A 14,988-nucleotide genomic window follows, 5' to 3' on the forward strand; every position below is an offset into this window, starting at 1 on the left:
TCGGCCATGCCCGCGCATGGCTCAGCGCAGCACGCTGGCGAAGTAGGCCGACAGTTCGTCGAAGCCGTCCAGCGGCAGCACGTTGGCCACGTACTGGTCGGGGCGCACGACGATGAGGCAGCCGCGTGCGCGGTCGATGCCGCGCAGGGCGTAGATGTCGCCCGCACCCTTGTGGTCGGTGCAGAAGATCTTTTCGTGGTCCTGCAGGCCGAGCTTGCCGGTCTTCGGTTTGAGCAGCGCCGGCATCTGCCCATAGTCGAGCTGGTCGAAGGTGGGCTGGAAGACGGCGCGCACATCGATGATGGCGTCGATGTCTTCACCCGGGCGGGTGTGCCGGACCACCGGTGAGGCCGGGTGATTCGCCAGCCAGTCGGCGAGGCGGGCCATCGGCGCATCGGGCTGGCCTTGGTCGCCCTGGCCGGCGAAGGCGTAGAGGCGCCAGCGCGCGTCGGCCTCGGCCGCGTGGCCGAGCTGCATCTGCTTGGCGTCCGACAGGCGCACCACGGGCGCCGAGTGGAAGCGGCGGCCGATGGCTTCGCCGGTGGCCAGGGCCTGGTGCTTGCCTTCGGCAAACAGGGGCGACGTGTCGTACTTCACCGCCGTGCCGCCGGTGAATTCCAGGTTGGCCTTGAACTGGCGGATGATGCGCGGCTCTTCCTTGCCCTCGCGTTCGGCCTGGGTGGTGGGCGCGGACATGATGCGGGCCCACTCGTGGTCGGTGTCGACCAGGCGCTTGGCCTCGGTCAGGCGCTCCTTGCTGTAGCTGCGCAGCAGGCAGGCATCGGCCCGGCCCTGCAGCACGTGCACCAGTTTCCAGCCGAGGTTGAAGGTGTCCTGCATGGACACGTTCATGCCCTGGCCGGCCTTGGGCGAGTGGGTGTGGCAGGCGTCACCGGCGGTGAACACGCGCGGCGCGCGGTCGGAGCCTTCGGGCACGTCGTCGAACTTGTCGGTGATGCTGTGGCCGATGTCGTAGATCGACCACCAGACGATCTCCTTCACGTCCAGCGAATAGGGTTTGATGATGCGGTTGGCCGCCGCAATCATGTCGTCCTGCGTGAACTTCTTGCTCGCGGCCTTTTCGCCTTCCTTGAGCTTGTCGAGTTCCACGTACATGCGGAACACGTAGCCGCCTTCGCGCGGCAGGATCAGCACGTTGCCTTCGTTGGCCGACGAGATCAGGCACTTCTGGCGCACATCGGGGAAGTCGGTGTTGGCCAGAATGTCCATCACACCCCAGGCCTGGTGCGCGGCATCCCCGTGCAGCACGCCGCCGATGGCCTTGCGCACGGCCGAATGGGCGCCGTCGCAACCGACCACGTAGTTGGCGCGCACCGTGCGTGTGGCGCCCCAGTTGATGCCGGTCGCGTCCTTGAGCGTGACCGTGACCGGGTGGTCGTCGGTGGTTTCGTCGATGGTCAGGCCCAGGATTTCCCAGCCGTAGTCGGGCGCCAGTCGGGAGGGCGAATTCGCCATCACTTCCAGAAACAGCTCGTGCAGCCGCGCCTGGTTGATCAGGATGTGCGGCATCTCCGAGCTGTCGTCGGCCACGTCCTGCACGCGGCCCACGCGCTGGATGTGCGCGGGGTTGGTCGGGTCGGGCATCCAGAACGCGGTCTGGTTGACCCAGTAGGTCTCGCGCTTGACCTTGTCGGCGAAACCGAAGGCCTGGAACATTTCCATGGTGCGCGTGTTGATGCCGTCGGCCTTGCCCTTGATGATGTTGGTGGGCATGCGCTCGACGATCATCGTGTCGATCTCGGGGAACTGCGCCAGTTGCGCGGCCAGGCACAGGCCGGCCGGGCCGGTGCCGGCGATCAGCACGTCCACCTTCTCGGGCAGCGGCTCGTTGACACCCCGGTTGCGCCGGTTGGGGGCCGCCTGCTTGATGTCGGGGTTGCCGCCCCGAAAGCCGTCTTTGTAGAACTGCATGTGTTGTCTCCTGGGTTGAAGGGCGCCCTGGGCGGTCTGCCGGCGCGTGGCGCGAATAATATCTGTACATACTATTTTGCGTCAATACTGTATGTGTACTTATCAATAACTGTCACGACCGGCGGATACGATGCGCACATGACCGATTCTTCAGAGACGCCGATGGACTCGCTCGACATGGCGGGCCACCTGATTCGCCGCCTGCACCAGCAGTCCAGCCAGGTTTTCATGCAGCGCACCCAGGCGGCGGGCTTTGACCTGACCTCGGTCCAGTTCGCGGCACTCGACGCCATCCGCGCCCAGCCGGGCACGGACCAGGCGCGTGTCGCGGAAATGATCGCCTACGACCGCGCCACCATCGGGGGCGTGATCGAGCGGCTGGAGCAGAAGGGCTGGATCCGCCGCGTGGTCAGCGAACGCGACCGCCGGGCGCGCGAGCTGTCGCTGACGCCCGAAGGCGAGCGTGTGCTGGCGGCGCTGCTGCCGGTGGTGCGGGCGCTGCAGGACGATATCCTCCCCTCACTGAAACCGGCCGATCGCGAACGCTTTCTCCAGCTCGCCCGCCAGGCGCTGCGTTCGTAGACCCATCTTTGATAGGGCTTTCCCAGGCTTCGCACCATGGACATTCCCCGCATCTTCAACGTGATGGAGAGTGCACACCGCATTCACAACCCGTTCACGCCCGACAAGTTCGCCACGCTGGGCGCGGCGCTGCGCTTGCAACCCGAAGACCAGGTGCTGGACCTGGGCAGCGGTTCCGGCGAAATGCTCTGCACCTGGGCGCGTGACCACGGCGTTCGGGGCACCGGTGTCGACATGAGCCAGCTCTTCAGCGAACAGGCGACGCTCCGAGCCCAGGAGCTGGGTGTCGCCGACCGGGTGCGCTTCATCCACGACGATGCCGCCGGTTATGTGTCCGACCAGCAGGTCGACGTGGCCGCCTGCGTCGGCGCGACCTGGATCGCCGGCGGCGTGGCCGGCACGGTGGCGCTGCTCGCGCGCAGCCTGCGGCCCGGTGGCATCGTCCTCATCGGCGAGCCTTACTGGCGCCAGCTTCCCCCGACCGAAGAGATCGCCCGGGGCTGTCTGGCCAACGCCACGACCGACTTCCTCGTGCTGCCCGAGCTGATCGGATCGTTCAGGCGGCTGGGCTGCGACGTGGTGGAGATGGTGCTGGCCAACCAGGACGGCTGGGACCGTTACGAGGCGGCCAAGTGGCTGACCATGCGCCGCTGGCTGGAAGCCCACCCGGACGACGAGCTGGCGGCGGAGGTCCGCGCCAAGCTGGACACCGAGCCGGTGCGCCACGCGACCTATACCCGTGAATACCTCGGCTGGGGTGTGTTTGCGCTCATGCCGCGGGCCGGCTTCGGGGCGGCCCCGACCTGAGCCGGCCCACCGACCGGCGCCCACCGAACCTCACTGACCTTCACTGACCGGAGAACCGCCTTGAATCCTTTTTCCCTCGAAGGCCGCAAAGGGCTGGTGGTGGGCGTGGCCAACGCCCAGAGCATTGCCTGGGGCTGCGCCCAGGCGTTTCACGCGGCGGGCGCCGAACTGGCCCTGACCTGGTTCAACGACAAGGCCCGCCCGCACGTGGAGCCGCTGGCCCAGCGTGTGCAGGCGTCGATCACGCAGGCGCTCGACGTGGAGCAGCCTGGCCAGCTTGAAGCGCTGTTCGACACCATCGCCGAGCGCTGGGGCCGGCTGGACTTCGTGCTGCATTCGATCGCCTTTGCGCCCAAGGACGATCTGCACGGCCGGGTGGTGGACGCCTCGCGCGAGGGCTTTGCCCGCGCCATGGACATCTCCTGCCACTCTTTTGCGCGCATGGCCCGGCTGGCCGAGCCGCTGATGACCGGTGGCGGCAGCCTGATGACCATGAGTTACGTGGGGGCCGAAGAGGTGATTCCCCATTACGGCGTGATGGGGCCGGTCAAGGCGGCGCTGGAGGCCAGCACGCGCTACCTGGCGGCCGAGCTCGGGCCCCAGGGCATCCGGGTCAACGCGGTGTCGCCCGGCCCGCTGGCCACCCGCGCGGCGTCGGGCATTGCGCACTTCGACGAGTTGCTGGCCGACGCGGTGCGGTGCGCGCCCCTGCGCCGGCTGGTCGACCTGGACGACGTGGGCGCCCTGTGCGTGTTCCTGGCCAGCGAAGGTGGGCGCTCGATCACCGGCAGCACCCTCTACGTGGACGCGGGCTACCACATCGTCGGCTGAACGGCGCCCGGCGGCGCCGGTTCAGTGGCCGCTGTGGGCCGCCTCCGGCGCAACGAGCCCGGCGGCCTGGCGGGCCACGATCAGGCGTTTGCGCAGCGAAACCTCGTTCAGGTCCAGCTCGCCCACCAGGGCGCGCAGCGAGGCGTCGTTGATGTGGTGGGCCTGGCGCTCGGCGTACAGCGCGTCGCGTTCCACGCGCAGCGCCTGCAGGCGCAGCTCTAGCTCGACCACGTAGCGCCGCTGGCGCTGGCGCACCGCGTCGGGGGTATCGGCCTGTGCTTCCGGGGTGGTCACGTTGGCGGGCTCTTCCAGTAGGTCGATCCGTTTGCGGTAGTCCTGGGCCACGCGGCCCACGGCCTCCTGCATCTGGGCCGGCTGCTCGGCATCGGGCAGTTCGTCGGTCGGTAGCTGGATGTCGCGCAGGTGGGCGATTGCAGCCTGGCAGGCCACCAGCCGGGCCTGGCGCTCTTCGCGCACCACCAGCGGTTCCCCGGTGTGGGGCAGGCGCCGCAGCACCAGCGGCAAACCCACGCTGCCAATCACCAGGGTCAGCAAGATGGTGGCCGTGGCCAGGAACACGAGCTGGTGGCGTTCGGGAAACACGTCGCCACCGGGCATCAGCAGCGGCACCGACAGGGCACCGGCCAGGGTGACGGCGCCGCGGATGCCGGCCAGCGTGGTCACCAGCGTGAGCCAGAGCGTGGGCTGTTCGGTCAGCGTGCCATGCTGGTGGGCTTTGCGCAGGCTGCCCCGCACGCCCAGCAGCAGCCAGATCCAGCGCAGCGCCAGCAGCGCCAGCGTGATGATCAGCGCCTGGCTGGCGGGCTGCCACCAGTCGTTGCCCGCCGCTTCCAGCGTCTTGCCCAGGATGGCGGGCAACTGCAGGCCCAGCAGCAGGAAGATGGCGCCATTGAAGGCCGACTCCACCATCGTCCAGGTGCCTTCGGTCTGCATGCGCTCGACCACGAATTCGCCGCGCCGCAGGTCGGCAAAGTTGGTGGTGACGCCGGCCGCCACGGCCGCCAGGATGCCCGACACGCCGATGTGTTCACCCAGCAGGTAGGCGGCAAAGGGCAGCAGCACCATCAGCAGCACCATCTGGGTGGCGGCCACGTCGCCGACGCGGCGCGTGACGGTCTCGCGCAGCGAGGCAAAGCCCCAGCCCAGCAGCGCGCCGGCGCCCAGCCCGCCGAGTGCGATCCAGAGGAATTCCTTGGCCGCTTCGGTCCAGGAAAACAGGCCGGTGAGCGTGGCGGCCACGGCAAACTTGAGCGCCACCAGGCCCGAGGCATCGTTCAGCAGCGACTCGCCTTCGAGCACGTGCATGGTTTGCGCCGGCATGCCCAGGTTGCGGGTGATCGCCGAGACCGCCACCGCGTCGGTGGGCGAGACCACGGCGGCCAGCGCGAAGGCCACCGTCAGCGGGATGGCCGGGATCAGCCAGTGGATCAGGAACCCGAGCCCGATCACGGTGAACAGCACCAGGCCCAGCGCCAGCCGCAGGATAGGGCGGTGCAGCGCGAAGAATTCCCGCTTGGGAATGCGCCAGCCGTCGGCGAACAGCAGGGGCGGGATGAACAGCGCCAGGAAGAGTTCGGGGTCGAAGGCGATGTGCAGGCCTTTCTGGGGCCAGGACAGCGCCGCGCCCAGGGCGATCTGGATCAGGGGCAGGGGAATGGCGCGCAGGTAGCGCGCGGCGATGCCGGTCAGCGCACCGAGCAGCAGCACCAGCAGGACGATTTCAACGGTATGCATGAAGTGGGTTCGATCCCCGATCACCAACGGGGTTCTGGGCGCGGGGTGGTGCCGGCCGCATTCAGCCGCGCACTTTGCGCAGCAGCAAGTCTCGCATGACCTGGATCGGCGCTTCGCGCCCGCGTCCGCGCCGCGACACCAGCGAGAACGGCGACTGGTAGCCGAAGTAGGCGGGCAGCAGCACGCGCAGGCGGCCCTGGTCGACCCAGGCCTGGGCGTAGTGCTCGGGCAGGTAGCCCACGTAGCCGCCGGAGAGGATCAGGAACAGCTGCGCTTCCATGCTGTCCACCGTGGCCACGCTGCGCTTGAAGCCATGGCGGCCCAGCTCGGACTGGCTCCAGTAGCTGCGGCGCACCACGTTCAGCTCGGACACCAGCGACTCGGGGATGTCGCGCTGGCCGTAGAGCGGGTGGCGGTCGCTGCAATACAGCCACTGCTGCTCGCGGTACAGCGGCTGGAAGACCAGACCGGGTGGGCGGGTGGGGAAGAAGCCCACGGCCAGGTCCAGCTCGTTGTTGAGCAGGCCTTCCTGAAGATCGTAAGGATTCTTGATGAACAGGCTCAGGTGCACCGCCGGGTAGCGCTGGCAGAACACGCCGATGGCGTCGGACAGCGGCAGCATGCGGTCGGTGACGGTGGAGTCGAGCACGCCGAGCTTGAGGTTGCCCGACAGATCGCCCTTGAGCGAGGCGGCATAGGCGCCGAAGCCGTCCACTTCACCGATCAGGCGCATGGCCTCGGTCAGGATCAACTCGCCTTTTTCGGTCAGGGAAAAGCCCCCGCGCCCGCGTTCGCAAAGCTTGAAGCCGAGCTGACTTTCGAGCTGGCTCATGTAGGTGCTGATGGCCGAGAGGGTGAGGTTGAGTTCCTGCTGCGCCTTGGCGAAGCCCTGGTGGCGGGCCACGCAGGCAAAGATGCGCAGCAGTTTCAGGTCGGGCTGCGTACTCATGGGGCGAAAGACATTGGTTGGGATTTTTCTGAACTGATTTTTTGCATCTGAGCATTTGTCGTGCCAGGGGTCGGGCGAAGAATGGGCCCATCCACCGATTCCCCCCGTTTTCTGCGATGTCCCAGCCCCTGAACCAGCCGCAAGGCGGCAACGAGATGCCCCGATTCGCCGGGCGCGGCACCATGCTGCGCCTGCCCGATGCCCACACGCCCGACGGGCTGGACGCGGCCTTCATCGGCATCCCGCTGGACATCGGCACCTCCCAGCGCGCGGGGACCCGTTACGGCCCGCGCAGCATCCGCAACGAGTCGGTGATGATCCGGCCCTACAACATGGCCACGGGCGCTGCCCCGTTCGACGCGCTGCAGGTGGCCGATCTGGGCGACGTGCCCATCAACACCTACAACCTGCTCGAATCGGTGCGCATCATCGAGGCGCATTACGACACGCTGCTGCCGCACCAGGTGGTGCCACTGACGCTGGGCGGCGACCACACCATCACGCTGCCGATCCTGCGCTCGCTGACCAAGAAACACGGCCCCGTGGGCCTGATCCACGTCGACGCGCACACCGACACCAACGACCACATGTTCGGCGAGAAGATCGCCCACGGCACCACCTTCCGCCGCGCGGTGGAGGAGGGGCTGCTCGACTGCCACCGCGTGGTGCAGATTGGCCAGCGTGCCCAGGGTTATGCCAGCGGTGACTTCCAGTGGGGCGTGGACCAGGGCTTCCGCCTGTTCCAGGCCGAGCAGTGCTGGCACCGGTCGCTGGCGCCGCTGATGGCCGAGGTGCGCCAAATCATGGGCGACGGCCCGGTGTACCTGAGTTTCGACATCGATGGCATCGATCCTGCTTGGGCTCCCGGCACCGGCACGCCCGAGGTGGGCGGCCTGACCAGCATCCAGGGTCTGGAGATCGTGCGCGGCTGCAAGGGGCTGAATCTGATCGGCTGCGATCTGGTGGAGGTTTCGCCGCCTTACGACCAGAGCGGCAACACCGCGCAACTGGCGGCCAACCTGCTGTACGAAATGCTGTGCGTGCTGCCGGGTGTGAGGTACCGATGACGACACCCCCCTGCGCGGCGGCGCCGCTCCCCCCCGCTCTGGCGCGCCGCTGGGCGGCGCTGGGAAGGGGGACGGCGCCTGCGGCCCGGCGAAGCCGGTTCCGCGGCACCACCTGATCAAGACATTTCGCTCGGTACACCTGGTCATTCGATATGCCCCTCGATCCTTCCTTCTTCCAGCCCCAGGACGCGGCGCAACTGCCGCGCTACGCGGGCCTGCCGACCTTCATGCGCCTGCCCATGCTCGACATGGCGCAGATCGCCGAGGTGGACATCGCTCTGCTGGGCATTCCCTGGGACGCCGGCACGACCAACCGCGCCGGCGCCCGCCACGGCCCACGCGAGGTGCGCAACCAGTCGGCGCTGATGCGCAAGGTGCACCACGTCAGCCGCATCGCGCCCTACGACCTGGCGCGCGTGGCCGATCTGGGCGACGTGGCCTTGCCGCCCTCGGGCATCGAAATCGGCCTGGCGGCCATCGAGGCCTTCTACCGCCGCGTCAGCGAAGCCGGTGTGCGGCCGCTGTCGGTCGGCGGTGACCACCTGATCACGCTGCCGGTGTTCCGGGGCATCGCCCGCGGGACCGCGCTGGGCATGGTGCACTTCGACGCCCATTCCGACACCAACGACAGCTACTTCGGCGGCCAGAAATACACCCACGGCACGCCGTTCCGCCGCGCGGTGGAAGAGGGCCTGCTGGACCCGAAGCGCACGGTGCAGATCGGCATCCGCGGATCGGTCTACGACCCTGCCGACCTCGACTTCGCCCTGGCTGCGGGCATCCGCGTGATCCCGATGGAAGAGGTGGCGGCCCGCTCGACCGAAGACCTGCTGGCCGAGGCGCGCGCCATCGTTGGCGACGCGCCCAGCTACATCAGCTTCGATGTCGACTGCCTGGACCCGTGTTACGCCCCCGGCACCGGCACGCCCGAGATCGGCGGCATGACCACGCTGCAGGCCCAGCACCTGCTGCGCGGCTTGCAGGGGCTGAACCTGGTCGGTGCCGACGTGGTGGAGGTCAGCCCGCCATTCGATGTGGGCGGCGTCACCGCGCTGGTGGGCGCCACCATGGCGTTCGAGCTGCTGTGCCTGCTGGCGGACGCGCACGCCAACCGCGGCCGGCTGCCGGCCGCCGCGGTGGAGGGGGGCGCCGCATGAAGCTCGAACTGTTCCGCTCTCTCTGGGGATGGCAGGGCGACTGGGGCCAGTGCGCCGCCCAGTTGCGCCAGATCGGCTGCGTGGGCGTGGAAGCGCGCCTGCCCAGCGACACCTTTGCCCAGCGCGCGCTGCGCCAGAACCTGCGCCAGGAAGCGCTGGAATACATCGCCGTGGTGTTCACCGGCGGCGACGTGGTGCCTCGCCAGGACTGGACGCTGCAGCAACACTGGGACCGGCTGGCTGCCAGCATCGACGGCGCCCGGGACGTGGGCGCGCGTTTTCTGAACGTGTTGCCGGGCAACGACCGCTGGCCGCTGGCGAAGCAGGTGGAATTCTTCGGCCGCGCACAGGAACTGGCCGACGCGGCCGGTGCGGTGTGCAGCTTCGAGATCCACCGCGCCACCTCGCTGTACAGCCCCTGGGTGGCGCTGGAGGTGATCGCCCAGTTGCCGCAGTTGCGATTCACCGCCGACATCAGCCACTGGGTGGTGGTGTGCGAGCGCCTGCTCGACGACCCGGCCGACGACCTCACGCCCTTCATCGAACGGGTGCACCACGTGCAGGCCCGCGTGGGCTACGACCAGGGGCCGCAGGTGCCGCACCCGGCCGCGCCCGAATACGCCCGCGAACTGGCTTTCCACCAGGGCGTGTGGGAGCGCGTGTGGGCCGCGCAGCGCGCGCGGGGCTGCGAAGTGACCACGCTCACGCCCGAGTTCGGCCCCGATGGCTACACGCACAGGCTGCCGTTCACGCAGGCCCCGATTGCCGACGTGTGGGCGCTCAACCAGTGGATGACCCGCACCGAGGCCGAACACTTTGCACGCTGGCAGGCCACCCATGCCGCCACTTCCGTTTCCTGATCTTCGCCACGCCCCACCATGCCCCACGCGACCGCCAACTTCGAATCCCTGCCCATCATCGACATCCGCGGGCTGTTCAGCGCCGATCTGGCCGACCGCCAGGCCGTGGCCGAACAGCTCGGCCATGCCGCGCGCCACGTCGGCTTCTTCTATGTGAAGGGCCACGGCATTCCTGCGGAAAAAATCGCCGGCCTGCGCCGCGCGGCCGAACAGCTCTTTGCCCAGGCATTCGACTGGAAGATGGGCTACCACATCGGCAAGGGCCGCGGCCACAAGGGCTTCGTGCCCGAAGGCGAAGAGATCTACGGCACCGGCAAGCCCGACCACAAGGAAGCGTTCGACATCGGTTTCGAGGCCGCCGACGACCACCCCTTCGTGCAGGCCGGCCAGCCGCTGATCGGCGGCAACAAATGGCCCGATCTGCCGGGCTTCCGCGAAGCCGTGGCGGCCTATTACGAAAGCATCTTTGCACTCGGCCGCAAGCTCATGGGCGGTTTTGCCCTGGCCCTCGGCCAGCCCGAGGATGCCTTTGAACCATACGTGAGCTGCCCGCCGTCCAAGCTGCGCCTGATCCACTACCCGGTGGACCCGAGCGCCGAAGACACCCCAGGCATCGGCGCCCACACCGACTACGAGTGCTTCACGCTGCTGCTGGCCGATCAGGCCGGGCTCGAAGTGCTCAACGACCAGGGCCGCTGGGTCGACGCCCCGCCGCTGACCATCGACGGCGAAGAGCTGTACGTGATCAACGTGGGCGACATGCTCGAAGTGATGACCGCCGGCGCCTTCGTCGCCACCACGCACCGGGTACGCAAGGTCAAGACCGAGCGCTATTCGTTCCCGCTGTTCTTCGCCTGCGACTACGCCACCCGGATCGAGCCGCTGCCCGCGTTCGACCCCGACGGCAGCAAGGCCGCGCAGTACGCCGACATCGCCATCGGCGAGCACATGTGGAGCATGGCGCTGCAGACCTACCGCTACCTGCGCGCCAAGGTCGCCAGCGGTGAGCTGCAACTGCCCGCCCACGCCCGCAGCACCACCAGCTTCGGCCAGTTCAAGACGCTGGCGGCCCCGGCCGCCTGAGTCGCACCCCGGTTTCCCTCTCCCGTTCCTTTTCCATCCCCTCCAGGAGTTTCCGCCATGTCCCCACTGATCGCTTCCGTTTTTCGTACCGGCGCGCGCGCCGGCCTGGCCGCCTTGCTGGGCGCCGGCGTGCTGGCTGGCGCCCAGGCGCAGACGCTGGTGCCCGGCTCGCTCAAGGTGGCGCTGGAAGCCACGTACCCGCCCTTCGAGTCCTACGACGGTGACAAGATCGTCGGCTTCGACCCCGACCTGACCGCGCTGCTGACGCGCGAGATGAAGCTCAAGCACACGCTGGTGGACACCAAGTTCATCAACCTCGTGCCCGGCCTGGCCGCCAACCAGCACGACGCCGTGGTGTCCGGCCTGTACGTGACCAACGAACGTCTGGCCCAGGCCGACGCCGTGCCCTACGCCAACACCGGCGCGCTCATACTGGTGGCCAAGGACAGCAAGGTCCAGCCCAAGACCGAAAAGGACCTGTGCGGCCTCAAGGTCGGCCTGCAGGCCGGCACGGCCTGGGTCAAACAACTGCAGACGCTGTCCAGCGACTACTGCAAGAGCGCCGGCAAGGCAGCGGTCAACGTGATGGAGTTCCCCACCGCGCCCGAGGTGTCGCAGGCCGTGATGGCGCGCAACGTCGACGCGCAGATGGAAATCGCCGGTGCCGCCAAGATGATCGTCGAGCGCACCAAGGGCCGCATGGCCATCAGCTCGCCCGACCTGGTCTACCCGCAGACCCTGGGTCTGTACGTGAAGAAGGGCAACACCGCGCTGCTCAAGGCCTTCCAGGACGCGATGGTCGCGATCAAGAAGACCGGTGAATACGACGCGCTGATCAAGAAGTACGACCTGTCCCCGGTCAAGTAAGCCTTTCCGCAAGCCCCCCACGCAGGCGCAGGAACCCCACGATGGAACTGGACTGGTCCTATTTCTTCTCGCTCTTTTCCATGGGGGCGTTCTACCGCGCCTGCGTCACGGTCATCGCGCTGGGCTCGCTGTCGTGGCTGCTGGGCCTGGTGCTGGGCTTCGGCCTGGCCCAGGCCGAAGCCTCGCGCCTGTTCTGGCTGCGCTGGCCGGCCAAGGCCTACATCTGGTTCTTCCGCAGTGTGCCGCTGCTGGTGCTGCTGGTGTTCGTCTACAACCTGCCGCAGATCGTGCCGGCCACCGGCGTGGTGCTGGGCGTTCCCTTTCTGGCCGGCCTGGTCGGCATGGTGATGACCGAAGCCGCCTACATGGCCGAAATCCACCGCGGCGGCCTGCTGTCGGTGGCCAGGGGGCAGCGCGAGGCCGGCCATGCGCTGGGGCTGGGCTGGTTCGCGACGCAGACGCGCATCGTGCTGCCGCAGGCCTTCCGCATCGCGCTGCCGTCGCTCATCAACGAATTCGTCACCATCATCAAGCTCACCTCGCTGGTGTCGGTGATCTCGCTGCCCGAGCTGCTGCTCACCGGGCAGCGCCTGTACACGCAGAACTTCCTGATCCTGGAAACCCTGCTGGCCGTGGCGGTGTATTACGTGGTCATCGTCACCGTGTTCGGCGCCGGGCTGAACGCGCTGGAACGCCGGCTGGACCTGCAACGCCGCAAGCCCGGCACGCTCGACGACGGGGCACAGGCTGCGCTGCGCGCCGGTCTCTGGGTGGCGCCGGCGGCGACGCCGGCCGGCAAGGGCACGGGCGCGCCGCCCGCGCTGCAACTGCAGAACATCCACAAGGCCTACGGCACGCACCAGGTGCTCAAGGGTGTGGACCTGACGGTGCAGGCTGGCGACGTGATCAGCATCATTGGCCCCTCCGGTTCGGGCAAGACCTCGCTGATCCGCACCGTCAACGCGCTCGAAAGCCTGGACCAGGGCGAGATCGTGCTGTTTGGCGAGAGCTACCTCCAAGGCGCCGCACCGCAGGACGCGGCGCGGGTGCGCCAGGGCATTCGCCGCATCGGCATGGTGTTCCAGGGCTTCAACCTGTTCCCGCACCTGACGGTGCTGCAGAACATCCTGCTCGCGCCGGGCCTGCACGGCCAGGGCGGCACGGTCGAGCAGCGGGGCACGGCGCTGCGCCTGCTCGACAAGGTGGGCCTGCTGGCCCACGCCCACAAATACCCGCACCAGCTCTCGGGCGGGCAGCAGCAGCGCGTGGCCATCGCGCGGGCGCTGGCGCTGCGGCCCGACGTGATGCTGTTCGACGAACCGACCTCGGCGCTCGACCCCGAACTCGTGGGCGAGGTGCTCAAGGTGATCCAGGATCTGGCCGCCGAGGGCATGACGATGCTGATCGTCACGCACGAGATGGAATTCGCGCTGCAGATCTCCGACCGCATCGTGTTCATGGAAAACGGCCTGCTGCAGGTCGACGTGCCGCCGGCGCACCTGCGCCAGCCCACCGCCGAGGCGGGCGATGCGGTGGCGCGCGTGCGCCGCTTCATGGGTCTGGAGCCGGCAACGGCCGCCGGAGCCTGAGCGCCCCCTTTACCGCCAGCCCCTTCTGTCGAGCACCGCTGTGATTCCTGCCCAACCCTTTGCCTTTCCCTACGACGGGCGCTTTGACCCGGCGGCCACCGCGCTGGTCGTGATCGACATGCAGCGCGACTTTCTGTCGCCCGACGGCTACTTTGCCCGCCAGGGCTACGATCCCGCACCGCTGCGCGCCATCATTGCGGTGGTGGCGCGGCTCATCGACGCCTGCCGCGCGGCGGGCGTGTGCATCATCCACACGCGCCAGGGCTACCGGGCCGACCGGGCCGACATGACGCCTTACGAAAAGTGGCGGCGCGCGCAGCGTGGTCTCGAAGGGGTGCTGCTGCGCGACAGCCCGGGCTTTCCCATCATCCCCGAGCTCGATGTGCGCGACGAGGACATCGTCGTCGACAAGACCTGCAACAGCGCCTTCACCTACACCGACTTCGAACACATCCTGCGCGCCCAGGGCATCACGCACCTGATGTTCAGTGGCTGCACCACCGACGTGTGCGTGCACACCACGCTGCGCGACGCCTGCGACCGCAACTTCCAGTGCCTGACCATCGCCGACGCCTGCGCCAGCGGCGATCCCTACGCGCACGAAGCCGCCTTGCACATGGTGACGGTGGAGTTTGGCGTGTGGGGCTGCCTGGCCGATTCGGCCGCGGTGCTGCAGGCGCTCGGCAGCCTGCCCGCCGGGGTGGCCCATCCCCTTTCCCGGGAGATTTCATGACAGCGATGACCAAGGCCGACGAGGCCGCCCTGCGGCGCGATCTGGCCGCAGCCTACCGCCTGGCCGCGCGTTTCGGCTGGGACGACACGCTCTACACGCACTTTTCGGTGCGCCTGCCGGCGGGCAAGGGCGCCCGGCGCGGCAAGGAGCGTTTCCTGCTCAACCCATTCGGGCTGATGTTCAACGAGATCCGCGCCAGCGACCTGATCGTGGTGGACCTGGACGGTGAGGTGGTCGAGGGCTCGGCGCCCATGAACCCGGCCGGCTTCACCATCCACAGCGCCGTGCACAGTGCCCGCGCCGACGCGCACTGCGTCATCCACACGCACACGGTGCCCGGCATGGCGGTGGCCGCATGCGAGCAGGGCCTGCTGCAGCTCAACCAGATTTCGGCCGAGTTCTACCAGTCGGTGGGTTTCCATGCCTACGAAGGCGTGGCCTTCAACCTGGAAGAGCGCTCGCGCATCCAGACCGCGCTGGGCGAGAACATGGCGCTGATCCTGCGCCACCATGGCCTGCTCAGCGTGGGCGCCACCGTCGCCGATGCGTTCTGCATCATGTACTACCTGAACAAGGCCTGCGAGATCCAGCTCGCCGCTGCGCAACTGGCGTCGATCGCCGGCCCGGTGACCCGCATTCCACCGGCCGTCAGCAGCTACGTGCGCAAGCAGTTCCGCGGGGTCGAGCACGAGCGGCAGATCGTCTGGGCGGCCTGGCTGCGGGAGCTGGAGCGCACGCAGCCCGAATATCAGTGGTGACACCCCCCTGCGCCGCTG

14 protein-coding genes are annotated in these 14,988 nt (G+C 68.2%); 11 read left to right on the forward strand and 3 right to left on the reverse strand.

What is annotated here, in order from left to right; all coding sequences use genetic code 11:
- Window positions 1–21 precede the first annotated feature (21 nt).
- On the reverse strand, window positions 22–1,932 hold the full coding sequence (locus L0977_RS17195; protein WP_234266086.1) for an FAD-dependent monooxygenase: 1,911 nt from the start codon (window positions 1,930–1,932) through the stop codon (window positions 22–24).
- Between the two features lie 138 nt (window positions 1,933–2,070).
- Here L0977_RS17195 and L0977_RS17200 point away from each other — a divergent pair, with 138 nt between their 5' ends.
- From L0977_RS17200 to fabI, 3 genes are read left to right on the forward strand one after another with little or no spacing between them, the layout of a single operon-like run.
- Window positions 2,071–2,514 (forward strand): MarR family winged helix-turn-helix transcriptional regulator, encoded by a 444-nt coding sequence (locus tag L0977_RS17200; RefSeq protein WP_234266087.1) that lies wholly within the window; start codon window positions 2,071–2,073, stop codon window positions 2,512–2,514.
- 36 nt (window positions 2,515–2,550) lie between these two features.
- Window positions 2,551–3,321 carry an SAM-dependent methyltransferase gene (locus tag L0977_RS17205; RefSeq protein WP_234266088.1) on the forward strand — a complete coding sequence of 257 codons (771 nt, stop codon included), beginning with the start codon at window positions 2,551–2,553 and terminating at the stop codon, window positions 3,319–3,321.
- Between the two features lie 60 nt (window positions 3,322–3,381).
- The gene (gene fabI / locus L0977_RS17210; protein ID WP_234266089.1) at window positions 3,382–4,152 is read left to right on the forward strand and encodes an enoyl-ACP reductase FabI; all 771 of its coding nucleotides are present in this window, start codon (window positions 3,382–3,384) and stop codon (window positions 4,150–4,152) included.
- A gap of 21 nt (window positions 4,153–4,173) precedes the next feature.
- On the opposite strand, the gene L0977_RS17215 is transcribed toward fabI, so the two are convergent.
- Window positions 4,174–5,907, reverse strand: a complete 1,734-nt coding sequence (locus L0977_RS17215; protein ID WP_234266090.1) for a Na+/H+ antiporter — start codon at window positions 5,905–5,907, stop codon at window positions 4,174–4,176.
- Window positions 5,908–5,968: 61 nt separating this feature from the next.
- On the reverse strand, window positions 5,969–6,856 hold the full coding sequence (locus L0977_RS17220) for a LysR family transcriptional regulator (protein WP_234266091.1): 888 nt from the start codon (window positions 6,854–6,856) through the stop codon (window positions 5,969–5,971).
- 116 nt (window positions 6,857–6,972) lie between these two features.
- Between L0977_RS17220 and speB (L0977_RS17225) the strand changes: the two genes are divergently transcribed.
- From speB (L0977_RS17225) to L0977_RS17260, 8 genes are all read left to right on the forward strand, one after another.
- Window positions 6,973–7,923, forward strand: coding sequence for an agmatinase (gene speB, locus L0977_RS17225; protein WP_234266092.1), 951 nt, complete (start codon window positions 6,973–6,975; stop codon window positions 7,921–7,923).
- Window positions 7,924–8,075: 152 nt separating this feature from the next.
- Window positions 8,076–9,080, forward strand: a complete 1,005-nt coding sequence (speB, locus tag L0977_RS17230) for an agmatinase (RefSeq protein ID WP_234266093.1) — start codon at window positions 8,076–8,078, stop codon at window positions 9,078–9,080.
- Window positions 9,077–9,940, forward strand: coding sequence for a sugar phosphate isomerase/epimerase family protein (locus tag L0977_RS17235; RefSeq protein WP_234266094.1), 864 nt, complete (start codon window positions 9,077–9,079; stop codon window positions 9,938–9,940). The genes speB (L0977_RS17230) and L0977_RS17235 overlap by 4 nt, the downstream gene beginning before the upstream one ends.
- An 18-nt stretch (window positions 9,941–9,958) precedes the next feature.
- Complete coding sequence (locus L0977_RS17240; protein ID WP_234266095.1) at window positions 9,959–11,023, forward strand: isopenicillin N synthase family dioxygenase; 1,065 nt, start codon at window positions 9,959–9,961, stop codon at window positions 11,021–11,023.
- 57 nt (window positions 11,024–11,080) lie between these two features.
- Window positions 11,081–11,890 carry an ABC transporter substrate-binding protein gene (locus tag L0977_RS17245; protein ID WP_234266096.1) on the forward strand — a complete coding sequence of 270 codons (810 nt, stop codon included), beginning with the start codon at window positions 11,081–11,083 and terminating at the stop codon, window positions 11,888–11,890.
- Window positions 11,891–11,931: 41 nt separating this feature from the next.
- Window positions 11,932–13,479, forward strand: coding sequence for an amino acid ABC transporter permease/ATP-binding protein (locus L0977_RS17250; RefSeq protein ID WP_234266097.1), 1,548 nt, complete (start codon window positions 11,932–11,934; stop codon window positions 13,477–13,479).
- Window positions 13,480–13,519: 40 nt separating this feature from the next.
- Window positions 13,520–14,212 (forward strand): cysteine hydrolase family protein, encoded by a 693-nt coding sequence (locus L0977_RS17255; protein WP_234266098.1) that lies wholly within the window; start codon window positions 13,520–13,522, stop codon window positions 14,210–14,212.
- A complete protein-coding gene (locus L0977_RS17260) occupies window positions 14,209–14,970 on the forward strand; it encodes a class II aldolase/adducin family protein (protein ID WP_234266099.1) in 762 nt (253 codons plus the stop codon). The genes L0977_RS17255 and L0977_RS17260 overlap by 4 nt, the downstream gene beginning before the upstream one ends.
- Window positions 14,971–14,988 lie beyond the last annotated feature (18 nt).

Origin of the sequence: Hydrogenophaga sp. NFH-34 (assembly GCF_021401345.1) — a bacterium.
Taxonomy (GTDB): Bacteria; Pseudomonadota; Gammaproteobacteria; order Burkholderiales; family Burkholderiaceae_C; genus Hydrogenophaga; species Hydrogenophaga electricum.